The sequence below is a fragment of the Erysipelatoclostridium sp. An15 genome (assembly GCF_002160675.1).
Lineage (GTDB): Bacteria > Bacillota_I > Bacilli_A > Erysipelotrichales > Coprobacillaceae > Thomasclavelia > Thomasclavelia merdavium.
In genome coordinates, this window is the sequence record NZ_NFLA01000029.1 from 1 (window position 1) to 25536 (window position 25536).

Sequence of the window (25536 nt, forward strand, 5' to 3'; positions counted from 1 at the left end):
CAGTTAAGATAATTTGCATATTATTTTCTCAAATTATTTTAACTGTTTTATTATATTTATTAATTTTATTTGACTAATTCCTTTATTTTTTTGTTCAAATAATCTGCTAATCAACACCAAAAGTTTTTGGAGCAGAAAAGCAAACCCGCGCATGGGAAACAGACCATGCGGCAGCTTATGAAGCAGAACGCGGGTGTTTCCAACATCGAGATCACCGACAGCAATATTAAAGCCTTTGAGAGTACGGCGAAGAAATACAACATAGATTTTTCGCTAAAAAAGGTTAAGGGCGAGCAGACCCGTTACCTTGTGTTTTTCAAAGGCCGGGACGCGGACGTTATGACCGCAGCGTTTCAAGAGTTTTCCGCAAAGAAGCTGAACCGGGAGAAAAAGCCCTCTATCCGCAAAGCCCTTGCCGCTGCAAAGGACAAGGCGAAGCAGCTTAACGCCGCCCGCGACAAGGTAAAGAAAATGGACAGGGGGCGCGAGATATGAAGCAGATCAACTACAAAAAGCTGATACTTCCGAATATCCCCTATGTGTTCTTTGTCTATCTCTTTGATAAAGTCGGACAGGCGGTGCGGCTTGCCCCCGGCGCGGATATTTCTGCAAAGATACTGAATATCACACAAGGATTTTCCGCAGCCTTTGAAAACGCCTTGCCGAGCGTTTACCCGTTGGATTTGCTTGTCGGCATTGTCGGTGCGGTGATTATCCGCTTGATAGTCTATGTCAAAGGGAAAAACGCGAAGAAATACCGCAAGGGCGCGGAGTACGGCTCTGCCCGATGGGGAAACGCCGAAGATATAAAGCCCTACATAGACCCGGATTTCCAAAACAACATCATTTTGACGCAGACGGAACGGCTTACCATGAACAGCCGCCCGAAGCAGCCGAAGTACGCGAGAAATAAGAACGTCGTCGTGATCGGCGGCAGCGGCAGCGGAAAAACAAGATTTTTTGTCAAACCTAATCTAATGCAGCTTCATTCCTCTTACGTCTTAACCGACCCGAAAGGTACGGTTTTGATTGAGTGCGGGAAGCTGCTGCAACGGGCGGGCTACCGCATTAAGGTACTGAATACGATTAACTTCAAAAAATCTATGCACTACAACCCCTTTGTGTATATCCGCAGCGAGAAAGATATTTTGAAGCTGGTAAATACGTTGATAGCGAATACCAAAGGTGAGGGAGAAAAAAGCGCGGAGGATTTTTGGGTAAAGGCAGAACGGCTTTTGTATTGCGCGTTGGTGGGCTACATCTGGTACGAAGCCCCCGCCGAGGAAATGAACTTTATTACCCTGTTGGAACTTATCAACGCCAGCGAAGCCCGCGAGGACGACGAGGAATATCAAAGCCCCGTCGATTTGCTGTTTGCCGACTTGGAAGAACGCGACCCCGACCATTTCGCGGTGAAGCAGTACCGAAAATATAAATTGGCGGCGGGCAAAACCGCAAAATCAATCCTCATTTCTTGCGGTGCGAGGCTCGCTCCTTTTGATATAAAGGAATTGCGCGATCTTATGTCCTACGACGAATTAGAACTTGACACGTTAGGCGACAGAAAAACAGCTTTGTTTTTGATTATGAGCGATACGGACAGCACGTTTAATTTTGTTATCGCTATGCTGCAATCGCAGTTATTTAATCTCTTGTGCGACAAGGCCGACGACGAATACGGCGGCAAGCTGCCGGTTCATGTTCGCTGCCTGTTAGACGAGTTTGCAAACATTGGACAAATCCCGCAGTTTGAAAAATTGATTGCCACAATCCGCAGCCGGGAAATCTCGGCTTCTATCATTCTGCAATCGCAGAGCCAGCTAAAAGCCATTTACAAGGACGCGGCAGAAATCATACTTGACAATGCCGACAGCACCTTGTTTTTGGGAGGGCGCGGGAAAAATGCAAAGGATATTTCGGAGAACTTGGGACGTGAAACAATCGACAGTTTCAACACTTCCGAAAATCGCGGCACGCAGGTTTCTCATGGCCTCAATTATCAGAAATTGGGAAAGGAGTTGATGACACAGGACGAAATCGCAGTTATGGACGGAGGAAAATGTATTTTGCAGTTGCGCGGCGTGCGCCCCTTTTTCAGCGATAAGTACGATATAACGCAGCACCCGAACTACAAATACCTTTCCGACTTCGACAAGAAAAACGCTTTTGACGTTGAACGGTATATGTCCACCCGTCCGGCAATCGTAAAGCCCGACGAACCCTTTGACATATACGAAATAGATTTGTCCGACGAGGACGCAGCCGCCGAATAAAAACGGCGGCATTTTTATTTCCAACAACATTTTTTGAGCCGTTTTAGCGGCAGAAAGCGAGGTTTATATGGATTTTTTCAACAGCGCAGTTGACGTATTGCAGACTTTGGTAATCGCGCTTGGCGCAGGACTTGGCATTTGGGGCGGCATTAACCTCATGGAGGGGTACGGCAACGATAACCCCGGCGCGAATGCTCATGTGTCATAAAGAAACACACAAGAGATTGATAGACAGCAGCCTACTATTCCGTAAATTTTGTTTCAGGACTTTCTTTTTCAATGCCGATATGCTATAATATTTCTATTCCAAGTAAGGAGTTAAAAATATGCGGCAAGGTATTCTTAATTAACTATAATCAAATAGTGGGAACAAAGAATTGTAACCGTCCCTTGCAAGGGGCTTAGTTTTTTGTACCCTTTTTAAGAATACTTTTGCCTTATATATTTGACATATCAAAAGAGCGACCGCTGCTTGCAGTGCGTTGTATGTATGTGTATGTCTATTCGCTATATCCCCAGCGGTAAAAGTATTTTGCTGCTGGGGATTTTTATGCCCTTTGGGGGCTGAATGGAGGACAAACACATGAAAATAATCAATATCGGCATTCTTGCTCATGTAGACGCAGGAAAAACGACTTTGACAGAAAGCCTGCTCTATACCAGCGGAGCCGTTCCGGAATTAGGGAGTGTAGATAAGGGAACAACGCGGACAGACACCATGCTGTTGGAACGCCAGCGTGGGATTACCATTCAAACGGCCGTCACTTCTTTCGGCTGGAAGAATTATAAGATCAATATTGTCGATACCCCCGGCCATATGGACTTTTTGGCGGAAGTATATCGCTCACTTGCTGTTCTTGACGGAGCAATTTTAGTAGTTTCCGCAAAGGACGGCGTGCAGGCACAAACACGGGTACTGTTCCATGCGCTCCAGAAAATGAAAATCCCAACGATTATTTTTGTAAATAAGATAGACCAGGAGGGCATTGACTTACAGAGCGTTTATCAAAATATCAGAGAAAAACTTTCTGATGATGTCATGGTTATGCAAGATGTTTCGCTCACTCCGGAAGTGTCTCTGACAGACATTGAGGATATAGAAAAATGGGATTCTATTATTGCTGGAAATGATGAACTTTTGGAAAAATATATTGCGGGGGAACCTTTGAAAATACAAGATTTACAGAGGGAGAAATGCAGAAGAATGCAAAACGGTTCCCTGTTTCCTATTTATCATGGGAGTGCAAAGAACAATATCGGAACTGAAAAGCTGATTGAAGTGATTGCAGAAACATTTACTTCTGGTGCGGACAACGATCAATCCGAGCTATGCGGAAGCGTTTTTAAAATCGAGTACACAGACCAGAAAAAGCGGCTCGTTTATTTGCGGTTATACAGCGGGACACTTCATTTACGGGATACGATTCTCCTGCCCCAAAATCAAAAACTAAAAATCACAGAAATGAGGATTCCGTCAAACGGAGAGATTATACCGGCGGACACAGCCTGTTGCGGAGAAATTGTTATTTTGACCAATGACACTCTGAAGCTGAATGATACTCTCGGAAATGTAGAACTTTTGCCGCGCAAGGCATGGGAAAAAAATCCGATTCCTTTGCTTCGGACGACGGTGGAGCCGCAAAATCAGGAACAAAGAGACCTCCTGCTGAATGCCCTGACGGAAATTGCAGATACAGATCCGCTGTTGCATTACTATGTGGATACGATAACGCATGAAATCATCATTTCTTTTTTAGGAAAAGTCCAGTTAGAGGTTGTATGCTCTCTGTTAGTAGAGCGATACCATGTGAACATAAATGTGAAAGAACCTACGGTCATTTATCTGGAAAGGCCATTAAAAACAGCCAGTTACACGATTCATATTGAAGTGCCGCCGAATCCGTTTTGGGCATCCATTGGCTTAACTGTAACGCCACTTCCTGCCGGAAGTGGAACCCGGTTTAAAAGCAAAGTATCTCTCGGCTATTTAAACCAAAGTTTTCAAAATGCCGTTATGGAAGGGGTGCGTTATGGAATGGAGCAAGGCTTATACGGTTGGGAAGTGACAGATTGTGAAATTTGTTTTGACTATGGAGTTTATTACAGTCCAGTTAGTACCCCCGCAGATTTTCGTTCCCTTGCTCCTATCGTGTTAGAACAGGCATTGAAAAGAGCAGGAACACAATTATTGGAACCATACCTTTCCTTTACCCTTTTTGCACCGCAGGAATATATTTCACGGGCTTATAATGACGCACCGAAGTATTGTGCAGTGATTGAATCAACCTTGCTTAAAAATGATGAAGTTATTTTTACGGGAGAAATCCCCGCCCGCTGCATCGGCGAATATAGGAATGATTTAAATTTTTATACAAATGGGAGAAGCGTCTGCCTTACCGAATTAAAAGGGTACCAAGAAATTTCCGGGGAGCCTGTATTGCAGCCACGCCGTCCTAACAGCCGTTTAGATAAGGTTCGGCATATGTTTCAGAAAATAACGTAATATTTTGTGCGTTATCACGGATAAAAATCTTTGAATATAAGGAGAGTCTATGTTAGTTTTGTTTTCAAGTCGGTTTTGTGTAAACTTATATTGAGCAAACGGCCTTTATTTATAACCCGACTAATTTTGTATGCTAATGTCGAGCATATCTTTCTAAATTGTGATATTCTTATTCGGAAGGAGGGGCAATGTGTTAAAGAAATTGAATGACGCGATGGACTATATTGAAGCGCACCTGGAGGACGAGTTTTTACTTGAGAAGATTTCTGAGCATATAAATGTTTCAGATTATCATTTTAGAAAAATATTTTTTGCGCTTACCAATATGACGCTGAATGAGTATGTAAAAAACAGACGACTTTCAGAAGCTAACAAAGAATTGTTGCAGGGGGCGCAGGTAACAGATGTCGCTTATCAATATGGGTATCAATCCGTAGACGGATTTACACGTGCCTTTAAAAAATGGAGCGGTATCTTACCGTCACAAGTCGCAAAGTTGAAACAATGTAAATCATGCCAAAAGTTACAATTTGTTGTAACTATGAAGGGAGGAACTTTAATGGAATATAAAATTGTTGAAAAACCTGCTTTTACGTTTGCAGGTGTAAGTAAACGAGTGCCGTTACAATATGAGGGAGTAAACAACGCTATTTTGGAACTGGCACAAAGCATAACACAGGAACAGAAAGAAGAAATGCACCGGTTGCAAAACATTGAGCCATATGAAACTGTAAATGTTTCCTATGAATCAGATACGAACTTTCTTGAAGAAGCTGGTGAATTAACGCATTTAATTGGAGTTTTAACAACTAAAAATGACATTAGCAGTAATCTGGACACATTTCCTGTTAAAGCTCATACGTGGGCAGTTTTTCCAAATGAAGGAATCTTCCCGTTTACTTTGCAGGATACAATGGCAAGAATCTACTCCGAATGGTTTATGACGGCAGATTATGAACTGGCAGAGCCGTTTTCTTTCTCTTTTACAAAAATGGACGACAAAAAGCCCAACTACGCATACAGTGAAATTTGGATTCCAGTAACAAAAAAAGAATAAGCAATTACACTCAAATAGGAAAGCCAGCCGAGCCAGCGGGCAGTCAAGATAAACGGCGCATATGCGCCGCTGTTGACAGCCCCGCCCGCCTTTGCTGGTAGGCAATCAAGGGGCGACAGCAAGGGGTGCTACCGCCCTCTGATATTATAAATGAAACCCGTCAACCATACAACGCCCTATGTGGGAGAAAGGGGGAATCATCTATGCCTTGCACAGAAGCATACAAAGAACACATCATGTACACGTTCAATGGCTTTGCAAGACCGTCATACACTATGCGGCTATCAACGCATGGCGTGACAGGAGCAGACGGCGGCAAAAAGAAATATCCCTTGAATACCTCACAGAAGAAAAGTTTTACCCTTTAGGCACAACAGACGAATATTTTGAAGCACCCCATGAAGAACACCCTATAACGATATGCGGTCAGGCAGTTATCCTCACCAATGGAAAACTTGCCGCCGTCCTGTTATCCCTGCCACAGAAAAACCGGGAAATCATTTTCCCTTATTTTTTCAAAAATGGGCTTACAATGGGTGAAAAATTCGAAAACCAAAGTATGATGAGGCAGGTATTGAAATGAAAGTTGTTTCTATATTAAATAAAAATAATGATTACCAGAGATTTGAAGTATTGAAGCATAATCGAAATAAAAGATATAAATATAATCAATTTATTGTTGAAGGCGTAAGAAGTTTAAATGAAGCGGTTAAAAATAACTGGAAGATTATTTCTTTTATTTATGACAAGAATAATCTGTCAGGCTGGGCAAAACATATGATAGAAACAGTAAAAACAGAAGTCAATTATACTCTTACGGCACAGTTGCTAAAGGAATTAAGTGGAAAAGAAGAAACTTCTGAATTATTGGCTATTATTGAAATGAGGGAAGACAGGTTAGAAAATGTTGCGTTATCTTCCAATCCATTTATTGTGTTATTTGACAGGCCCTCTAATAAAGGAAATTTAGGTACGATGATACGTTCATGTGATGCGTTGGGAGTAGATATGTTGATAATTACTGGACATGCGGTTGATTTGTATGAGCCTGATGTAATTGTTTCGGCGATGGGTTCTTTTTTCAATCTTCCGGTGATTCGAATCATTCACAATGAGGATTTATATAAATTCGTTGAAAGCCTTAGAATAAAATACCCTGGCTTTAAGATCATAGGCACAACAGCCCACCACGAAAAGCCTATCTATCATGAGGACTTGAAAACCCCGGTTATGTTAATGATGGGAAATGAAACCATGGGATTAAATAAGGCATTTAAGGAATATTGTGATGTTTTATGTACGATTCCTATGGCTGAAGATTCCTATGCCAGTTCTTTCAATGTCAGTTGTGCTGCATCTATAATGATGTATGAAATAGTAAGACAACGAATGAATTAGACAGCATAACCCTTTTGAGAGTGAGCCAGAGAAAAGGGAGGAGCAGGCGTTCTACCTCAAAAGTCTGCAAATAAAAAAAGAATAAGCAATTACACTCAAATGGCAAAGCCAGCCGAGCCAGTCAACAGTCAAGATGAACGGCGCATATGCGCCGCCGTTGACAGCCCCGCCCGCCTTTGCAGATAGGCAATCAAGGGGCGACAGCAAGGAGTGCTGCCGCCCCGCACTATTATTCAGAGAGGGGGAATTTCCATGACCGAAGATGAAGCCTACAAAGTGCATATCCAGTACACATTCAATGCCTTTTGCAAGATTGTCATTCGTCACGCAGCCATAGATATAATCTTAAAGCTGCGCCGGAGGTGGGAACGGGAAGTTTCTCTTGACTATCTGATGAATGAGAAGTTTGTCCAGCTTGCCGAACCGGAGCAGCTTGAAGAATATCTTTTTACCGCCTGCGGCCAGACCGCCGTTCTGTACCATGCGGAACTTGCCGCCGCCCTTGCCCTCTTGCCGGAGCAGACACAGGAAGAGATTTTCCGTTACTATTTCCTGCGCCAGCCGCAGCGAGTGATCGGCGTACATATTGGCCGGACACGCAGCACAGCGGGGCGGCATATCCAGCTTGCCTTGCAGCGGCTACGGCGGCTCATGGAGGGAAAAGACCATGAGTAAACTTCTCCCCTATGAAACAATCGTCAAAGCCCATGAGGGCGACCCGGACGCAATCGACACCGTCCTTTCCCACTATGCCGGATATATCCGCTACTTTTCCAAAGTACACGGTCAGGTTAACGCCGAGGTTGAGGAATATGTGAAGCAGCAGCTAATCTCCGCACTATTCAAGTTTCGCTTTGACCGATAAGCCCCAAAACTGAATACCAGCCGCCCACCAGCGGCCAGTGAAAGCAGTAAGTCTGAAAAAGATTTGCTGCTTTTTTTGTTGTCCATTTGGCAAAATCGCAAAGTCACCCGTAGTAGGTAGGTGAAGCCAGAAAAAGCTGCCTGCTCCGTTTGGCAAATTTCAAAACGCAGTGTTGTAGGGAGTGAAAGGAAAAATTCTCTGCCCCGTAGGTTGCCAAAATCCTGTTTCCCGGATTACTAAGGCAAAAGAAAATTTGAAAAATCCCCGGACAGCGGGTAGCTGGCGGCCTTTTGAATGTATCTTTGGCGAAAGAAAAAAAAGACCGCGCACAGCGGGCTGAAAGCCCCGCCCCGTTCGCTCTATGTACGGAAAAGCCCGGACAGGGGCAGTCTGCGGCTTACTAAGAGCAAGTTTCTACCACGGTGCCAAAATCCGCAATTCTGCAGTTTTGCCCCTCGCGGGAAACTTGTTGGGGAGTGCCTTCCCCAAACCCTGCTCATGCGCCCTTACGGGCGAGAAAGGAGGTCACACCATGCGAAAGAAATACAACACGCCCCACCGCAGCCGCGTTGTGAAAACCCGGCTGTCCGAAGATGAGTATGCCGACTTCACAGCGCGGCTTGCGCCCTATGGTATCAGCCAGTCCGAATTTCTCCGGCAGGCGATACGGCGGGCGACCATACGCCCGGTTGTCCATGTGTCGTCGGTCAATGACGAGTTGCTTTCCGCTGTCGGGAAGCTGACAGCCGAGTACGGCAGGATCGGCGGCAACCTCAATCAGATTGCCCGGTATCTGAACGAATACGGCGTACCCTACAACACCCTTTCCGGCGAGGTACGCGCCGCCATATCCGACCTTGCCGTCCTCAAGTATGAAGTCCTCAAGAAAGTAGGTGACGCGGTTGGCAACACTCAAGCATATCAACTCTAAAAACGCCGACTACGGAGCCGCCGAGCAATATCTTCTCTTTGAGCATGACGAGTTTACCATGAAGCCCGTCCTTGATGAAACCGGCAGGCTTATCCCCCGCGAGGACTACCGGCTGTCCACGCTGAACTGCGACGGGGAGGATTTTGCCGTTGCGTGTATGCGGGCCAATCTCCGCTATCAGAAAAACCAGCGGCGGGAAGATGTGAAAAGCCACCACTACATCATCAGCTTTGACCCGCGGGACGGGCCGGACAACGGCCTGACCGTAGACCGGGCGCAGGCGTTGGGGGAACAATTCTGTAAAGAGCATTTTCCCGGCCACCAGGCCCTTGTCTGCACCCACCCGGACGGGCATAACCACAGCGGCAACATTCATGTGCATATCGTCATAAACAGCCTGCGGATTGAGGAAGTGCCGTTCCTGCCCTACATGGACAGGCCGGCCGATACGAAAGTCGGCTGCAAGCACCGATGTACCGACGCTGCCCTGCGCTACTTCAAATCCGAAGTCATGGAGATGTGCCACCGGGAGGGGCTTTATCAAATCGACCTCTTGAACGGCAGCAAGAACCGCGTCACCGACCGGGAGTATTGGGCGCAGAAAAAGGGACAGGCCGCGCTGGACAAGCAGAACGCCCCCATGATTGCCGATAGTATCACGCCCCGGCAGACCAAGTTTGAAACGAACAAGGAGAAGCTGCGGCAGACCCTACGGAAAGCCCTTGCCACCGCCGCCAGCTTTGACGAGTTTCGGGGCGGTTTGTGGACATTGAGCAGAAAATGGCCGAGGGCAAAGGCCGGGGCTATGAACGCTGGGCGAAGATACACAATCTGAAGCAGGCCGCCAAAACGCTGTCCGTCTACCAGCAATACGGCTTTACTTCCCCGGAGCAGTTAGAAGCCGCCGTTGACACCGCCTATCAGAAAATGCGCCAGACCAGCGGCGAACTGAAAGCACTGGAAACGAAGCTGCAAGGGAAAAAGAAGTTGCAGCGGCAGGTGTTGGCCTACGCCCAGACCAAGGCCGCCCTCGACGGGCTGCGGGCACAGAAATCCGAGAAAGCCCGCGCCGCATACCGGCAGGCCCATGAGAGCGATTTTATCATAGCCGACGCAGCAGCCCGGTATTTCAAGGCGCATGGCATTACCAAGCTGCCCGCCCGGAAAGCGTTGCAGGCCGAGATCGAGCAGCTTATCTCCGAGAAAGACGGCCTGTATAACACCTATCACGAACAGAAACAGCGGTTCAAGGAGTTGCAGACCGTCAAGCGGAACATCGACCAGATTTTGCGCCGGGACGAGCCGCACCGCAGAAAGGAGCAGAGCCATGAGCGATAACCTGCCCCACATGGACTACCGCCAGCACCGGCGGGCGCGGCGGCTGGTACATGAGTGCTGTAACTACGATGAGGGGAACTGCCTGCTATTGGACGACGGGGAGCCTTGCGTGTGCGTCCAGAGCATTTCCTTTTCCCTCATGTGCCACTGGTTCCGTGTGGCTGTCCTGCCCCTTGACGGGGAGCTGGCCGCAGCCCTCTTGTGCCGGGGAAGCCGGAAACGGTGTGCCGTCTGCGGGGCGGCCTTTGTCCCCAAATCCAACCGGGGAAAATACTGCCCCGACTGCGCCGGGCGCATGAAGAAAATCAAAGCCGCCGAGAGAAAGCGGAAACAAAGGCAGAAATGTCACGCTTTAGAGCCTTTCAAACCCGCATAAATCAAGGCTTTTTTCGTGGGTGTCAAAGGGTACGCGATACATTTATCCTTTTCCACCGGAAACGCCGTTCTAAGGCGTGACAAAACGCCAAAATCAACCCGAACACAGGGAGGTGATACTATCGCTGATTATATCAGGGCAGACACGCGGCTGCCCGCCTATCTGCCGTACCCCCGTTTCCTGCTGAAAATGGAGATTTCCCAGACCGCCAAGCTGCTGTATTCGCTGCTGTTAGACCGTTCCACCCTCTCCCAGAAAAACAAGTGGCTGGACGACGAGGGCAGGATTTATATTATCTATCCCATCGCGGAGATAGCAGAAATACTGGATAAAGGCAGCACCACCATCAAGGGGGCGCTTAATGAACTGGACACGGCGGGGCTGCTGGAACGGGAACGGGGCGGCTTCTCCGCACCGAACCGCCTATATGTGAAAGTGCCGCGTGTGCCACAGGTACAGTTTTCAGACCAACTGATGGCCGGAAGTCCGACCCTCATAGAGCCGGAAAACCGTCCTACTGATGGTCAGAAAACCGACCTTATGATGGTCGGAAAACCGTCCCCTAACCAAACTACTATAAACAACCTTACAGAGAGCCAAACAATGGGAGTGAGTGGGGAGCCGCCCGCGCCCTATGGCCGATATGGAAATATTTTTCTGTCACAGACCGAATACGACGAGTTGCAGGCAGAGTACCCTGACAGGCTGGAACGGTTCATCGAGGAAATGAGCCGCTACCTTGCCGCCAACGGGAAAAGCTACCAGAACTATGCCGCCGCCCTGCGGATATGGGCGGGGAACGACAAAAAGGAAGCCCCTAAAAAGGGCATACCAGACTACTCATGCAAGGAGGGCGAGAGTTTATGAAGAATGAAATCAACGCGGTTTTGGAGAATATGACGACCACCATCCCGGAGCCGGAGGACTACACCGGCGAGGACGGTTTACTGTACTGCGGCAAGTGCCGCAAGCCGAAAGAAGCCTATTTTGCGCCGGATAAGGCCGCTATCTTCGGGCGCGACCGCCACCCGGCAGAGTGCGACTGCCAGAGAACCGCCCGCGAGGAACGGGAAGCCGCCGAAAAGCGGCGCAGACACCTTGACACCGTGGAAGAACTGAAACGCCGGGGCTTTACCGACCCCACCATGCGGGACTGGACTTTCGAGAACGACAACGGCAGGAACCCGCAGACCGGGCTTGCCCGCCGGTATGTGGAGCATTGGGAAGATATGCGGACAGACAATATCGGCTGCCTGTTCTGGGGCGGCGTAGGCACCGGCAAAAGCTACCTTGCAGGCTGTATCGCAAACGCCCTCATGGAGAAAGAAATCCCCGTCCGCATGACGAACTTTGCTCTTATCCTCAATGACCTTGCCGCCAGCTTTGAGGGGCGCAACGAGTACATTTCCCGCCTTTGTCGTTATCCGCTGCTGATCCTTGACGACTTCGGCATGGAACGCGGGACGGAATACGGGCTGGAACAGGTGTTCAATGTGATTGACAGCCGTTACCGCAGCGGCAAGCCGCTGATCGTCACGACCAACCTTACGCTGGACGACCTGCACAACCCGGAGGACACCGCCCATTCCCGGATTTATGACCGCCTGCTTTCCATGTGCGTCCCGGTACGCTTTACCGGCGACAACTTCCGGCAGGAAACCGCCAAGCGGAAAATGGAGAGCATGAAGAAACTGATTACCGACTGAAAGGAGTATTGCCTATGGCAGATAACAAGCAGCACGACACCCGCACCACCCGCCGCCCTGACTGTGTGACGGAAATCCGCATGGGCAATTCCGTCCTTGTCGTGTCCGGCTATTTCAAGAAAGACACCACAACCACAGCCGCCGACAAAATGGCGCGGGTACTGGAAGCGGAAGCCGCTGCTACACAGGAGCCGACTTATCCGGCGTGAACCGGGGCATGGAAAAGCGGCCATGCCAGGGAGCATGACCGCTGGAACGAAAATCGGAAGTGCTTTAGCAATTCTTAATCTCATTCTCTATAAAATAATTTGCAATTTCAAAGGCTTTTATTCTTCTCTTTGCCAATGTGATTTGTGATTTATAACGCTCGGAATTATCCTTTGATTCAAATGTTTTTACTGTTTCTCTTAGCTTGTGCAGAGTTGAATCAATTTGCCTTTTGGCCGCGGTTAATTCATCTATTGTATACTTCATGTTTTCTCCTTTAACTTCTGATTTTTTTGTTAAATCAGAGTATACCACGGAGTTATGAACTTTTCTACTGCAAATATGGGACGACAACCCATACCATAAAAATCGGAAAATTGAAAAGCTGTAAAGAAGCAAATTTAACGCTTTTGCCGCTGTACAGCCCCCGCCGTTCCGTGGTACAATGAAACCACGGAATAGTGGGGCTGGCTGTCGGAAACGGAGGATTTTATGTTAAGACAAGCCACCCAAAACCTCATTACCGCCCTTTATCCGAGATTGTCCCACGAGGATGAATTGCAAGGCGAGAGTAATTCCATATCGAACCAAAAAAGGATACTCGAAACCTACGCAAAACAGAACGGCTTTACCAATCTGCGCTGGTACACCGACGACGGTTTTTCCGGCGCGAACTTCCAGCGGCCCGGATTTCAAGCCATGCTTGCGGACATTGAAGCCGGGAAAGTGGGTACGGTCATCGTCAAGGACATGAGCCGGTTAGGGCGAAACTACTTGCAGGTAGGGTTTTACACGGAAATGCTGTTCCCTCAAAAGGGTGTGCGTTTTATCGCTGTCAACGATAATGTGGACAGTGCCAGCGAGGGCATGGACAACGATTTTACCCCGCTGCGAAATCTGTTCAATGAATGGCTGGTGAGAGATACGAGCAAGAAAATCAAGGCAGTGAAAAAGTCAAAAGGCATGAGCGGCAAGCCTGTTACCAGCAAGCCGGTTTACGGCTATGTGATGGACGAGGACGAGAATTTTATTATAGACGAGGAAGCCGCCCCGGTGGTGCAGCAGATTTACCAGCTTTGCCTTGCCGGGAACGGCCCGACCAAGATTGCCCGTATGCTGACGGAGCAGCAAATCCCCACGCCGGGGACGCTGGAATATCAGCGGACAGGCAGCACCCGCCGTTATCACCCAGGCTATGAGTGCAAATGGGCGACCAACACCGTCGTTCATATCCTCGAAAACCGAGAGTACACCGGATGTCTGGTGAACTTCAAAACGGAAAAGCCTTCTTATAAGGTCAAGCACAGCATAGAGAACCCCGTCGAGAAGCAGGCCATTTTCGAGAACCACCATGAGCCGATCATCGACAAGGAAACATGGGAACGGGTGCAGGAGTTACGCAAACAGCGCAAACGCCCGAACCGCTACGATGAAGTGGGGCTGTTCTCCGGGATTTTGTTCTGCGCCGACTGCGGCCATGTGCTGTATCAGCAGCGGTATCAGAACAAAGACCGCAAACAGGACTGCTACATCTGCGGCAGCTACAAGAAGCGCACCCGCAACTGTACGGCGCACTTTATCCGCACCGATCTGTTGACCGCTGGTGTCCTGGCAAATCTCCGGCAAGTGACCGAATACGCAGCCAAGCATGAGAGCCGGTTTGTGAAACTACTTGTCCAGCAGAACGAGATCGGCGGCAAGCGAAAGACCGCCGCAGCCATCAAGCAGCTTGAACAGGCGCAGGAACGCATTTCTGAAATCAGCCGCATTATCAAGCGGCTGTATGAGGACAATGTAAACGGCAAAATCAGCGATGAGCGTTTCATGGAACTGTCGGCTGACTACGAAGCCGAGCAAGCGGAGCTGAAAAAGAGAGCCGCCGCCCTGCAAGCCGAACTGGACAAGTCACAGGCAGCTACCGTCAACGCCGAGAAATTTATGGGCATTGTCCGCAAGCACCTTGCCTTTGAAGAACTGACCCCCACTCTCTTGCGGGAAATGATCGAGAAAATTGTGGTGCATGAGTGCAGCTATGATGAGAACGGCACCCGCAGGCAGGACATTGAGATTTATTACAGCTTTGTCGGCAAGATTGACTTGCCCGAATAACCGCCCGACCTATCCGACACAATGGCCAAGTGTCGGATAGGAACGGCAAAATTTTTTGCACTTCTATTGCTTCTTTATCACACATAAGCAAAGTCGCAGGGCATGAAACAGTTCATGGCTAATTAAAGGGAACAAAAAGAAAGGAAAAGCACAATCCAGACGGTATCAGCGGCAGGCTACAAGAATAAATTGTGATTACACAAGATTGGTGCTATAATAAGAGAAAAGTTCCTGCCGGGGCAGCCGCCCCGGTAGTATGGATAGAAAGGCAGGAAAACAATATGCACATTAGCTATAAACCACTCTGGCATACACTGTTAGAGCGTGATATGAGAAAAGAAGATTTACGGCTTGCCGCCGGTATGACAACGAATATGATTGCCAACATGAGCAAAGAGGGAAAGCACATCAGCATGGATACATTAGCCCGTATCTGCGAAACGCTGAATTGTGAGATTACCGATGTGATTGAGTTAGTACCAGACGAGCCTGCTTCCACAGGAGGTAAGGAACATGAGCGAATTGAAACCAAGAATAACAGAAAACGGAATTGATTATATCCTTGTCGGAGATTACTACATCCCGGATTTGAAACTGCCGAAGGAACACCGCCCCATTGGGAAGTATGGACGGCTGCACCGGGAATATTTAAGAGAAATCCACCCAGCCAGATTGAACACATTGACCTTGACCGGAGAGTTATGGACATATCTTGCAGACCTGAACGAACAGGCACAGGAACGGTTAGACACCATCATAGAGCAGATGAAAGCTGCCGAGGGCGTGACCGAGGAATTGAAGCGTACTTCTCAAATGGAATGGGTGCAGCGTTGCAATAACATTCACAACCGGGCAGAAGAAATTGTTTTGCATGAGATGATTTATTCATAACGGTGTGGTAGAATGATTATGTAAATGAATTTGATTTGGGGTGATAAATATGAAGGTATTAGTTAGTGCCTGTATTATGGGAACAAACTGTAAATATAACGGAAAAAACAATAAAAATTTAGCAGTTATCAATTTCTTAAAGGATAAAGAAGTTATTTCTATTTGCCCAGAAGTATTAGCTGGCATGAAAATTCCTAGACCTTGTGCAGAAATTGTGAATGGGATTGTAGTAGATGAAAATGGAAATGATGTTAATTCTGAATATAATAAAGCAGTGTCAATGGCATTATCAAAAATTCAAAATGAAGATATTGATTTGGTTATATTACAATCCAGAAGTCCTACTTGTGGTGTAAATCAAATATACGATGGTAGCTTTACTGGAAAACTAATTTCTGGAATGGGATTTTTTGCGAAGGCATTAAAGCAAAGAGGATATAATGTTATTGATGTTGAAGAAGTTTAAGTTTGTCGCTTTGAATTTTTAATTGAATAACCACAGCACAAACCGCTGCTGCATGGGAGTCAACAAACCATGCAACAGCGGTTTTTTCTTTACCGTTTTTTCCTCTGGCTGATAGGCGTTCCCATTTTCTTTGATTTTTTGAGAATCCGAATCAGCCAGCGAAATTCTTCGTCTGACAGATTTTTATAGTTGATACCAAGCTGCTTGCAGTAAAGGACAACGAGCTTTTCATCCCGGCTGCCCTTGAAATTTTCGACCGCTTCCAGATTTTCTTTCAGTTCATCGGCAACGGTGGTCTGGGGCGCACTCTCACTGTCCTTTTTGTGAGCTTCCCGAATATCCCGGATAATGAGATTGAGGTCATCCAGAACCATGTGGCTGAAATATTCATCATCGCTGATATGGGCAGCTTGTAGCACTTTCAAATGCGGGTCATCTTCGCCGGGGCGATACCGTTCAATGATTTTATGCCGGACGGTATCGACAAGAGCGTTGAGATTTTGAATCTGCATGGTGGCAATCCCATCCACATAAATCTCAATATCCGCAAGAAACTTGATAAAGTCCTTATGAGTGGCAAGCTCACAGAGCAGACGGTTGTTAATCCGACCGCTTTTCAGAAGTGCCACCATCTCATCATTCAAATGCAGCTCTGTTAGTGGCGTGTTGATCTGCTCCCGGTTCTCTGTCCGGCACAGCAGATAATCAACGGAAACCCCATAGAAGTCTGCCAGCGTGACAAGATAGCCATGATTGATTTCCTTAACATTCTCTTTTTCATAACTTCCAAGAGCTGATTTAGAAATGTCCGTCAGCTTTGATAGTTCTTCCAGATTTAAGCCTTTATCCTTGCGGAGTTCCCAAAGGCGTTCCTGTATGCTTGTTGCTCCTTTCATGGGCACACGCTCCTTTCCGGCGGTTTCATTGCTGCCGCTTAACTGGATTATATCACACTTTCCGCAATCGTGGAAATTTCTGATTTTTACCCCTAATTCCTACTTTGTGGACATACGGCACAGGGCACAAAAATGTTCTATGATACAGGTAGTTCATCGATGGATTATTCCAATCGAATGACCAGCCTGTGTGGGATATGCTTCCCCGGCGATGTAGTGCCATGACTTTTGGCAGGGATGTGGAGGAACCCTGACCGAAACGAGCGTACCAAAGGGAGCGATACGCCGCTGTGAGATTCAGGGGAGGAACGACACCGGGGAGAACTGGCGAACTGACACCGAAATGATACCGAAACACGACAATCTGATAGGGGGATAGTCTACCCTATCGTTGATACTTCGGGAGATTTTAAGCGGCTCTATGACCGTAATTTTGCCGAAAATCGACCCGAAACCATACACTAAAACGGGAGGAAGCGCAATATGCCGAGAATGAGCAAAAAGAGGAAGCATGAGCTTTCCTTTTACCTCAATGACCGGGGGCGTGTCACTTACAACGAATTATGCCGGAAATGCCAGCATGGGTGCAAGCAGAGCTTCCGGGCGGTTGTGATTGACTGCCCCCGTTATTTATCCAAACGAGCAAAGAAAAAGGAGGAACACACCGAATGAATTTTGAATTTATGACGATAGACACACCCTTGCCGCCCTGTATGCCCTTTCCCAGAGCGTTGACAGGATTTCCAGTCAGCAGCACCGCAAAGGTCATGTACTGCCGGATGTTGGACGCTATGCTATCCAACGGACAGGAGGACGAGAACGGAATCCTGTTTATCTGCTTCCCTGTCACAGCCATTGCCGCAGTCCTGTTCCGCAGCCCCATGACGGTCAAGCGTTCTCTGAATGAACTGGAAACCGCCGGACTGATCATGCGAGTGCGTCAGGGCGTTGGAGAACCAAACAGGATTTATGTGCTGATACCGGGAAAGGAGGACGCTGCCCTTGCCTGATACCTCAAAGCTGGAAAAGCTCAACCGAGAGTTGGAAAAGAGTGAAAAGAAACTGCGGAAAGCCATCAATGATGAAAAGGCATTGCAGCACCAGCTAAAGCAGCTTACCCGAAAAGAACGGACACACCGGCTCTGTACTCGTGGCGGTATGCTGGAAAGTTTTCTGCAAGAGCCGGAACGCCTGACAGATGATAATGTCATGCTGTTGTTGAAACTCATTTTTCACAGGCAGGACACGCAGGAACTATTGAAGAAACTGCTGGAACGGGAGAAGCCGGAAAACCCTTAGTTTACTAAGGGCGCAATTATACACCACCCAGAGGTTGGTGCATTGCGTTCTCCGAAGGCTCCTCGCCGGAGGGCTTTGATTTTCCGCAGTCATGGTCTGCTCCAAATCATACAGGGGACGCTACGCTTCCCCTGCGCTGGCTGCCGCCAGCTACCCTTTTGTGGACTTGCCATCTGGGGACACCTTGCAATGCAAGCTGTTCCCAGCCGACAAGTTTCATAAAATATGCTATCTTTTCGATAAGCAATAAAGTATAATGAAGTCAGTAATAAATTTAGAAATTGAGGTAAAGTTATGGCATCCAGCAAAGAATATTTAGAATTTATTTTAGGTCAGTTATCTGGCTTGAATGAAATTACCTATCGAGCTATGATGGGCGAATTTGTCATTTATTATCGTGGTAAGATTGTAGGCGGTATCTATGATGATAGATTACTTGTCAAACCAGTAAAATCAGCAATAAGTTATATGCCAACGGTTTCGTATGAGTTACCTTACGAGGGAGCAAAAGAAATGTTGTTGGTAGATGAAGTTGATAATAAAGAGTTTTTGACAGGATTGTTTAATGCTATGTATAAGGAATTGCCTACCCCTAAATCGAAAAAGAAAAAATAACAAAATAATAATTTGAGAGGAAGTGTTACTGATGGAAAAGTTTAAGCCGTTTATTATACCTGTGGCATTATTGGTTCTAATTGACCAGACGGTTAAAATAGTAATTTCAAAAGTATTTATGAAATGCGAATTTGATATAATAGCCAAAGTTTTAAGATTTAATCCAGAACTAAATACTCGTTTATCTTATGCTGGAAATTTCTTCGAATTATTATCAAGTCCGTTTGTTACCATTTTATTGAATGTGTTTGTTTTGTTCCTCTTTTTTTCAGGATATATGCTATATCAGGCAAAAAGAGCACATATAAGTTTTTGGGTAAAAATAATAATGATTTGTGGCATATCGGGATGTTTATGTAGCTTGATTGATAAGCTGTTTTGGGGTGGAAGTTTAGATTTTTTGCAGATACCTACCCTTTTTATTTTTGATTTGAAAGACTGCTATCTTACAGTTGCAGAAGTTATATTTGTTGCTATTGGAATTTTGAATAGCAAAGAAATATCGGTTAAAGAGTATTTACATTTTTGTTGTAACAAATTTAGCTTGTAAACTTCTGGTTTATTATTTCTTATACATCGGGTCAACTTGTTCCGAACTTTTACAACTAAATACCCGCCGCTCACACAGCGGCACACCGAGCAGGAAATCTGAAAAAGGTCTCCTGCTTTTTTTCTGCCCAAAATGAGGTGGTAAAACGCCACCCCATCCACCAAGCATAGAAAGGAGGGACACGAAATGCCCTGTCCACACAATGAAATCACGATTGTGCAGCGAAGCCAGCGGCAGTCTGCGGTTGCCGCCGCTGCTTACCAAAGCGGCGAAAAGCTGTTCTGTGAATACGACCAGCAAGTGAAGCACTACCCGGAAAAGCGTGGTATCGTCCACAATGAAATCCTGCTCCCGGCAAATGCCCCACGGTCGTATGCAGACCGCAATACCCTATGGAATGCCGCCGAAGCGGTGGAAAAACAATGGAACTCCCAGCTTGCAAGGCGGTGGGTGCTTACCATCCCAAGAGAGATACCGCCCGACCAGTACGCTGTCCTTGTCCGGGAGTTCTGCCAGAAGCAGTTTGTTTCCAAAGGCATGATTGCTGATTTTGCCATCCATGACCCCCATCCGCCGGGACATAATCCCCACGCCCATGTCCTGCTCACTATGAGGGCAATGGACGAACATGGGAAATGGCTTCCCAAGAGCCGCAAGGTTTATGACCTTGATGAGAATGGGGAACGGATAAAGCTGCCATCCGGCAGATGGAAAAGCCACAAGGAGGATACGGTGGACTGGAACGACCAGAAGTATTGTGAAATCTGGCGGCATGAATGGGAGGTCATCCAGAACCGCTATCTGGAAGCCAATGACCGCCCGGAGCGTGTGGACTTGCGTTCCTATGCCAGACAGGGGCTTGATATTGTCCCTACTGTCCATGAGGGGGCTGCTGTCCGGCAGATGGAAAAGCGTGGTATCCAGACGAATATCGGCAACCTGAACCGGGAAATCAGAGCCGCCAACCGCCTGATGAAATCCATCCGGCAGCTTATCCAAAACCTCAAAGGCTGGATTACCGAGCTGGGAGAAAAACGGAAAGAGCTGCTTGCACAAAAAGCGGCGGAGGAAGCAACACTTCTTCCCAATCTGTTGATGAAGTATATGGAGATACGAAAGGAAGAACGGAAGGACTGGACAAGGGCTGGACAGAACCGGGGGACTTCACAGGACTTAAAGGCAGTCAGCGAAGCCCTGTCCTATCTCCGGCAAAAGGGGCTTTCCACTGTGGAGGACTTAGAAGCCTTTCTGGAATCTTCCGGGAAATCAGCCGCAGATTACCGCAATCAGATGAAGCAAAAGGAAGCCCGCAGCAAAGTGATTGACGGGATTCTTGCCAGCCGGACAGCCTGCAAGGAATGTAAACCTGTCTATGAAAAGTACCAGAAGATATTTTTTAAGAAAACAAAGGAGAAATTCAAACAGGAACACCCGGAGGTTGCCCGATATGCGAAAGCCGCCGCCTATCTTGCCAAGCATCCGGACGATAAGGATAAAACGAAAAATGAGCTGCAACAGGAGCAGGAAATGCTTCTTAGCGAAATCGCAGAGCTGAAAGTACCGCTGACCGAGGTACAGGAGGATTTGAGGAAACTGCGGGACATCCGCTACTGGGTACGGAAAGCAACACCCGGCACAGAAGAAAGCAAAGAGCCGCCCAAGAAACAGCCTATCAAAGAAGTCTTGCAGGATAAGGCTGACGAGAAAAAAGCACAAAGAACCGCCCCGGCACAGAAGAAACACAAACAACAGGATATGGAACTTTAACAGGCACTTGCCATTTTCAATCAGAGAATGTCAGGTGCTTTTCTTATTTTCAAGGAGGGATAGATTTGAATGTATTTGAAGCTGTGAAGCAGTCCGTCACAACAAGACAGGCTGCGGAGCATTATGGAATCCATGTAGGTCGGAACGGGATGGCTTGCTGCCCGTTCCATAACGATAAGACCCCAAGCATGAAGCTGGATCGGCGTTACCACTGCTTCGGTTGCGGTGCGGATGGAGATGTGATTGATTTTGCCGCTGCCCTGTATGGACTGGGAAAGAAAGAAGCCGCCGTACAACTGGCACAGGACTTCGGGCTTTCCTATGAGGACTGGAAGCCGCCGGGAAAGGCAAAAAAGCCCAAGCCCCGGCAGAAATCCCCGGAGGAACAGTTTCAGGAAGCAAAGAACCGCTGCTTCCGTATTCTTGCCGATTATCTCCACCTGCTCCGGGCATGGAGAAAGGATTATGTCCCGCACTCCCCGGAGGAAGCCTTTCATCCCCGGTTTGTGGAAGCCTTACAGAAGCAAGACCATGTGGAATATCTGCTGGATGTGCTGCTGTTCGGGGAGACAGAGGAAAAAGCGGCTTTGATTACGGACTACGGAAAGGATGTGATACAGCTTGAACAGCGAATGGCAGAGCTTGCAGCCGCAGACGCAGCAAGAACTAAAAAACACCATGAACGCCATGCAGCCGCCCCAGAGCATTGAGGAAATCAAGGCGGGGCTGGAAACCACCGAGAAAGGCGGTGTCCGTCAGAGCATACGGAACTGCCTGACCGTATTCCAACGTGACCCGCTGCTTTCCGGGGCTATCGCATACAACATCCTGACTGACCGCAAGGACATCATAAAGCCCATCGGTTTTCACAGGGAAAGCACCGCCCTGAACGATACGGACATGAAGTATCTGCTTCTTTATCTGGAAGAAACCTACGGGCTTACCAATGAGAAAAAGATTGATAACGCCATCGGGATTGTGGCGAATGAAAACAAGTACCATCCCATTCGGGACTATCTCAATTCCCTTATGTGGGACGGTACAGAACGAATCCGTTTCTGCCTGCGGCACTTTCTGGGGGCTGACGCAGACGATTACACCTATGAAGCGTTGAAGCTGTTCCTGCTGGGTGCAATCTCACGAGCCTTTCAGCCGGGGTGCAAGTTTGAAATCATGCTCTGTCTGGTCGGCGGTCAGGGGGCTGGCAAGTCCACCTTCTTCCGTCTGCTGGCAGTCCGGGACGAGTGGTTCTCCGATGATTTGCGGAAGCTGGACGATGACAATGTGTACCGCAAGCTGCAAGGTCACTGGATTATTGAAATGTCGGAAATGATGGCAACCGCAAACGCCAAGAGCATTGAGGAAATCAAGTCATTTTTAAGCCGGCAGAAAGAGGTTTACAAGATACCCTATGAAACCCACCCGGCAGACCGCCCCCGTCAGTGCGTGTTTGGCGGTACTTCCAATGCCCTTGACTTCCTGCCCCTTGACCGTTCCGGCAACCGCCGCTTTATCCCCGTCATGGTTTACCCGGAGCAAGCCGAGGTTCACATTTTGGAGGACGAAGCTGCTTCCAGAGCCTATATCGGGCAGATGTGGGCGGAAGCGATGGAGATTTACCGAAGCGGCAGGTTCAAGCTGGCTTTCAGCCCCGCCATGCAGCGCTATCTCAAAGAACACCAGCGGGATTTTATGCCGGAGGACACCAAAGCCGGGATGATACAGGCATACCTTGATAAGTACACCGGGAGCATGGTCTGCTCCAAGCAGCTCTATAAGGAAGCCTTGAACCATGCTTTTGACGAGCCGAAGCAATGGGAAATCCGGGAAATCAACGAGATTATGAACCAGTGCATTTCCGGCTGGAGGTACTTCCAAAACCCAAGAATGTTTTCCGAATATGGCAGACAAAAGGGCTGGGAGCGTGAAAACCTGGCAACGGACTCCGGCAACCCGTCTGAAAAAACGATGGACGGTTTTGTGGAGGTCACAGAACAGATGGAGCTTCCATTCTGAAAATGACAGCCCGTTGCACCCCATGTTGCTATCCCGTTGCCGGGGAAAATCCCGAAACTATCGGCTTTTCTCCCCTATGACAACCAAAACAACAGAAAAATAAAAGAAAAGTATAAATAGTAACCATCGCCAGATTGAGATTGTTTGCAAGGTCTTTTGAAGTCCGTTGCCGGACTTCGTTGCCGACACCCTCTGTCTGGCTATTTTCATGTATGGAGGATAACTGCCTATGGCAAAAAGCAAAACAGAGATTCATGTTACAACGGTGTTTGACGGGGAACTGGACGCAACCGATGTGTTCGTCAGCCTGATTTCCCAGAAATACGGAAAGACAAATACAAAAGGATATCTTGCTAAAAAGAAAGATTTGAAGTATAATGAAGATGAGGTTCAAAAGAGCCAGATACCGTCTGGATTGTGTGGGTAAATGGCTATGATGAACGAAATGGAATATAGAACAATCGGAAAGGCACTTGCCGGGGGCTATCGTGCAGCGGTCTATTGCAGACTGTCAAAGGACGATGACCTGCAAGGCGAAAGTGCCAGTATCGCAAACCAGCGTGATATGCTGGAAAAATACTGCGAAAAGCAGGGATGGGAGGTTGTGGCGGTCTATCAGGACGATGGCTTCACAGGTCTTAATATGGAGCGTCCTGATTTACAGAGAATGTTGAGAGCCATTGAGCGCAGGCAAATCAACCTTGTCATCACGAAAGACCTCAGCCGACTGGGGCGTAACTATCTGCAAACCGGGCATTTGATTGAGGACTTTTTCCCAAGAAACGGTGTCCGCTATATCGCCATGAATGACGGTATCGACACCCTGCGGGATAACAACGACATTGCCCCGTTCAAGAATATCCTGAACGAGATGTACAGCAAGGATATTTCCAAGAAAGTCCATTCCTCTTATCTTCTGAAAGCGCAGAAAGGACAGTTTACCGGGTGTCTTGCCCCGTTTGGGTATCGGAAAGACCCGGAGGACAAAAACCATCTGCTCATTGACGAGGAAACCGCCCCGATTGTGCGGCTGATTTTCGGATATGCCCTGAACGGTCATGGTCCGAACTATATCCGCAGACGGCTGGAGGAAGAAAAAATCCCCTGCCCCACATGGTGGAACCGGGAACGGGGGCTTCGCAATACCCGCACCAAATGGGAAAAGAAAGACCCGGAAAACGGGCGGTATATGTGGGACTTTTCCGTTATCAAAGACCTTTTGATGAATCCCGTCTACACCGGGGCGATTGCTTCCCAGAAAAAAGACTACCGTTTCAAAATCGGCACGATTGGGGAAAAGAAGCCGGAGGACTGGATTGTGGTGGAGGGACAGCATGAACCGCTGATTGACCGCATGAGCTTTGACATTGTGCAGAACAAGCTGAAATCCCGCCAGCGTCCGGGGCAGACCAATGAAATCAGCCTGTTTGCCGGACTGCTAAAATGCGGCGAGTGTGGGAAGTCGCTGACGGTACGCTACACAAACGCAAAACATCCCCAGCGGATATACTCCTGCAAGACCTACAATGCCTTTGGAAAGAACCACTGCACCCAGCACCGGATTGATTATGACACCCTTTACAGCCATGTGCTGCGGAAAATCCGGGAATGTGCCAGAGCTGCCCTGATGGACGGGGAAGCGGTTTCCGACCGCCTGACCAATACCTGTGAAGCCGAGCAGCGGGAACAGCGGGAAGCAATGGAACGCTCCCTTACAAGGGACGAGGAACGGATTGAGGTTCTGGACAAAATGGTCATGCGGCTGTATGAGGATATGATTGCCGGGCGTATCAGTGAGCAGAACTTCAACACCATGCTGGAAAAGACACAGACCGAGCAGACGGAACTTAAAGCAAAAGTGTCCGAGGGCAGGAAGCGGCTGTCCGATGAAGTCCAGCTTGCCAATGACGCAAAACAATGGGTGGAAGCCATTCAGGAATACGCCAACATCACAGAGTTGGACGCAGCCACCCTCAACCGCTTAATCAAAGAAATCGTCGTGCATGAGCGCATTGACGAAGATAAAATAAGACACATTTCTATCGAAATTCATTTTAATCTCAAACCCATCCCGGAGGTGGAACAGGTCACTGCTTGACCTGTCCCGCCGGGACGGTTCTCTTAAAAACACCATATAGATTTTTTGTACGCCGCCGCCCGCCATTGAGCAGAGTTTTACACCTAATTGGGGATAAAACAGTTGATGGCGGGCGGCGGCGTTGCCCTTATCGGCCTTACCCTTGTCCCGCTGCTCTCCGGCCTGTTTGGATAAT

Annotated in this window: 28 protein-coding genes and 4 pseudogenes; 30 read left to right on the top strand and 2 right to left on the bottom strand. The window is 47.9% G+C overall.

Annotation, left to right across the window (positions count from 1 at the left end):
- Positions 1–129: 129 nt before the first annotated feature.
- From B5E92_RS09640 to B5E92_RS09715, 15 genes and pseudogenes are all read left to right on the top strand, one after another.
- A pseudogene (locus tag B5E92_RS09640) lies at positions 130–495 on the top strand (PcfB family protein); the annotation flags it as partial.
- The gene (locus B5E92_RS09645) at positions 492–2273 is read left to right on the top strand and encodes a VirD4-like conjugal transfer protein, CD1115 family (RefSeq protein WP_002604483.1); all 1782 of its coding nucleotides are present in this window, start codon (positions 492–494) and stop codon (positions 2271–2273) included. The pseudogene B5E92_RS09640 and the gene B5E92_RS09645, both read left to right, overlap by 4 nt.
- Positions 2274–2340: 67 nt before the next feature.
- A pseudogene (locus B5E92_RS09650) lies at positions 2341–2469 on the top strand (Maff2 family mobile element protein); the annotation flags it as partial.
- Between the two features lie 387 nt (positions 2470–2856).
- A complete protein-coding gene (gene tet / locus B5E92_RS09655) occupies positions 2857–4776 on the top strand; it encodes a TetM/TetW/TetO/TetS family tetracycline resistance ribosomal protection protein (protein WP_070087585.1) in 1920 nt (639 codons plus the stop codon).
- A 190-nt stretch (positions 4777–4966) separates the two neighbouring features.
- Entirely contained in the window at positions 4967–5833 is an 867-nt protein-coding gene (locus B5E92_RS09660) for an AraC family transcriptional regulator (protein ID WP_070087584.1), read from the top strand.
- A gap of 208 nt (positions 5834–6041) precedes the next feature.
- Complete coding sequence (locus tag B5E92_RS09670; protein WP_204245260.1) at positions 6042–6416, top strand: sigma-70 family RNA polymerase sigma factor; 375 nt, start codon at positions 6042–6044, stop codon at positions 6414–6416.
- Entirely contained in the window at positions 6413–7231 is an 819-nt protein-coding gene (locus B5E92_RS09675) for an RNA methyltransferase (RefSeq protein WP_070087583.1), read from the top strand. Before B5E92_RS09670 ends, B5E92_RS09675 begins: the two co-directional genes overlap by 4 nt.
- Positions 7232–7483: 252 nt before the next feature.
- Positions 7484–7906, top strand: a complete 423-nt coding sequence (locus B5E92_RS09680; RefSeq protein WP_070087582.1) for a sigma-70 family RNA polymerase sigma factor — start codon at positions 7484–7486, stop codon at positions 7904–7906.
- Positions 7899–8096, top strand: a complete 198-nt coding sequence (locus tag B5E92_RS09685) for a helix-turn-helix domain-containing protein (protein ID WP_070087581.1) — start codon at positions 7899–7901, stop codon at positions 8094–8096. The genes B5E92_RS09680 and B5E92_RS09685 overlap by 8 nt, the downstream gene beginning before the upstream one ends.
- A gap of 532 nt (positions 8097–8628) precedes the next feature.
- A complete protein-coding gene (locus B5E92_RS09690; protein WP_002596229.1) occupies positions 8629–9027 on the top strand; it encodes a plasmid mobilization protein in 399 nt (132 codons plus the stop codon).
- A pseudogene (locus B5E92_RS09695) lies at positions 8999–10365 on the top strand (relaxase/mobilization nuclease domain-containing protein). Before B5E92_RS09690 ends, B5E92_RS09695 begins: the two are co-directional and overlap by 29 nt.
- Positions 10355–10741 carry a cysteine-rich VLP domain-containing protein gene (locus B5E92_RS09700; RefSeq protein WP_087301685.1) on the top strand — a complete coding sequence of 129 codons (387 nt, stop codon included), beginning with the start codon at positions 10355–10357 and terminating at the stop codon, positions 10739–10741. Before B5E92_RS09695 ends, B5E92_RS09700 begins: the two are co-directional and overlap by 11 nt.
- A 15-nt stretch (positions 10742–10756) precedes the next feature.
- Positions 10757–11608, top strand: coding sequence for a replication initiator protein A (locus B5E92_RS09705; RefSeq protein WP_087301687.1), 852 nt, complete (start codon positions 10757–10759; stop codon positions 11606–11608).
- Entirely contained in the window at positions 11605–12447 is an 843-nt protein-coding gene (locus B5E92_RS09710; protein WP_002596233.1) for an ATP-binding protein, read from the top strand. Before B5E92_RS09705 ends, B5E92_RS09710 begins: the two co-directional genes overlap by 4 nt.
- Positions 12448–12461: 14 nt before the next feature.
- A complete protein-coding gene (locus B5E92_RS09715; protein ID WP_002596234.1) occupies positions 12462–12656 on the top strand; it encodes a transposon-encoded TnpW family protein in 195 nt (64 codons plus the stop codon).
- 64 nt (positions 12657–12720) lie between these two features.
- On the opposite strand, the gene B5E92_RS09720 is transcribed toward B5E92_RS09715, so the two are convergent.
- A complete protein-coding gene (locus B5E92_RS09720) occupies positions 12721–12921 on the bottom strand; it encodes a hypothetical protein (protein WP_002596235.1) in 201 nt (66 codons plus the stop codon).
- 225 nt (positions 12922–13146) lie between these two features.
- Between B5E92_RS09720 and B5E92_RS09725 the strand changes: the two genes are divergently transcribed.
- From B5E92_RS09725 to B5E92_RS09740, 4 genes are all read left to right on the top strand, one after another.
- Positions 13147–14763, top strand: coding sequence for a recombinase family protein (locus tag B5E92_RS09725; protein WP_002596236.1), 1617 nt, complete (start codon positions 13147–13149; stop codon positions 14761–14763).
- Positions 14764–15044: 281 nt separating this feature from the next.
- Positions 15045–15317 carry a helix-turn-helix transcriptional regulator gene (locus B5E92_RS09730; protein WP_002592127.1) on the top strand — a complete coding sequence of 91 codons (273 nt, stop codon included), beginning with the start codon at positions 15045–15047 and terminating at the stop codon, positions 15315–15317.
- Positions 15277–15654 (top strand): TnpV protein, encoded by a 378-nt coding sequence (locus tag B5E92_RS09735; protein ID WP_058966396.1) that lies wholly within the window; start codon positions 15277–15279, stop codon positions 15652–15654. The genes B5E92_RS09730 and B5E92_RS09735 overlap by 41 nt, the downstream gene beginning before the upstream one ends.
- Before the next feature lie 49 nt (positions 15655–15703).
- Complete coding sequence (locus B5E92_RS09740) at positions 15704–16120, top strand: DUF523 domain-containing protein (protein WP_016222237.1); 417 nt, start codon at positions 15704–15706, stop codon at positions 16118–16120.
- A gap of 89 nt (positions 16121–16209) precedes the next feature.
- Here B5E92_RS09740 and B5E92_RS09745 read toward each other — a convergent pair whose 3' ends face one another.
- Positions 16210–17016: a helix-turn-helix domain-containing protein gene (locus B5E92_RS09745; protein ID WP_058966398.1), complete on the bottom strand. Its 807-nt coding sequence runs from the start codon at positions 17014–17016 to the stop codon at positions 16210–16212.
- Between the two features lie 483 nt (positions 17017–17499).
- Between B5E92_RS09745 and B5E92_RS09755 the strand changes: the two genes are divergently transcribed.
- The 11 genes and pseudogenes from B5E92_RS09755 to B5E92_RS09810 all read left to right on the top strand — a co-directional run.
- Positions 17500–17688, top strand: a complete 189-nt coding sequence (locus tag B5E92_RS09755; RefSeq protein WP_002304353.1) for a hypothetical protein — start codon at positions 17500–17502, stop codon at positions 17686–17688.
- Complete coding sequence (locus B5E92_RS09760) at positions 17685–18026, top strand: DeoR family transcriptional regulator (protein ID WP_058966399.1); 342 nt, start codon at positions 17685–17687, stop codon at positions 18024–18026. The genes B5E92_RS09755 and B5E92_RS09760 overlap by 4 nt, the downstream gene beginning before the upstream one ends.
- Positions 18019–18315 carry a DUF3847 domain-containing protein gene (locus B5E92_RS09765; protein WP_058966401.1) on the top strand — a complete coding sequence of 99 codons (297 nt, stop codon included), beginning with the start codon at positions 18019–18021 and terminating at the stop codon, positions 18313–18315. Before B5E92_RS09760 ends, B5E92_RS09765 begins: the two co-directional genes overlap by 8 nt.
- A gap of 294 nt (positions 18316–18609) precedes the next feature.
- The gene (locus tag B5E92_RS09770; protein WP_058966403.1) at positions 18610–18930 is read left to right on the top strand and encodes a TfoX/Sxy family protein; all 321 of its coding nucleotides are present in this window, start codon (positions 18610–18612) and stop codon (positions 18928–18930) included.
- A 31-nt stretch (positions 18931–18961) separates the two neighbouring features.
- Entirely contained in the window at positions 18962–19480 is a 519-nt protein-coding gene (locus tag B5E92_RS09775; RefSeq protein WP_016218015.1) for a signal peptidase II, read from the top strand.
- A gap of 186 nt (positions 19481–19666) precedes the next feature.
- The gene (gene mobQ / locus B5E92_RS09780; RefSeq protein ID WP_058966405.1) at positions 19667–21247 is read left to right on the top strand and encodes a MobQ family relaxase; all 1581 of its coding nucleotides are present in this window, start codon (positions 19667–19669) and stop codon (positions 21245–21247) included.
- A gap of 65 nt (positions 21248–21312) precedes the next feature.
- Complete coding sequence (locus B5E92_RS09785) at positions 21313–21957, top strand: CHC2 zinc finger domain-containing protein (protein WP_040342894.1); 645 nt, start codon at positions 21313–21315, stop codon at positions 21955–21957.
- Positions 21926–23263 (top strand): virulence-associated E family protein, encoded by a 1338-nt coding sequence (locus B5E92_RS09790; protein WP_058966407.1) that lies wholly within the window; start codon positions 21926–21928, stop codon positions 23261–23263. Before B5E92_RS09785 ends, B5E92_RS09790 begins: the two co-directional genes overlap by 32 nt.
- A gap of 229 nt (positions 23264–23492) precedes the next feature.
- Positions 23493–23690 carry a hypothetical protein gene (locus tag B5E92_RS09800; RefSeq protein ID WP_058966410.1) on the top strand — a complete coding sequence of 66 codons (198 nt, stop codon included), beginning with the start codon at positions 23493–23495 and terminating at the stop codon, positions 23688–23690.
- Positions 23691–25361 (top strand): recombinase family protein, encoded by a 1671-nt coding sequence (locus B5E92_RS09805; protein WP_058966412.1) that lies wholly within the window; start codon positions 23691–23693, stop codon positions 25359–25361.
- A 90-nt stretch (positions 25362–25451) separates the two neighbouring features.
- Positions 25452–25535: pseudogene (locus B5E92_RS09810) on the top strand (Maff2 family mobile element protein); the annotation flags it as partial.
- Position 25536: the final 1 nt, after the last annotated feature.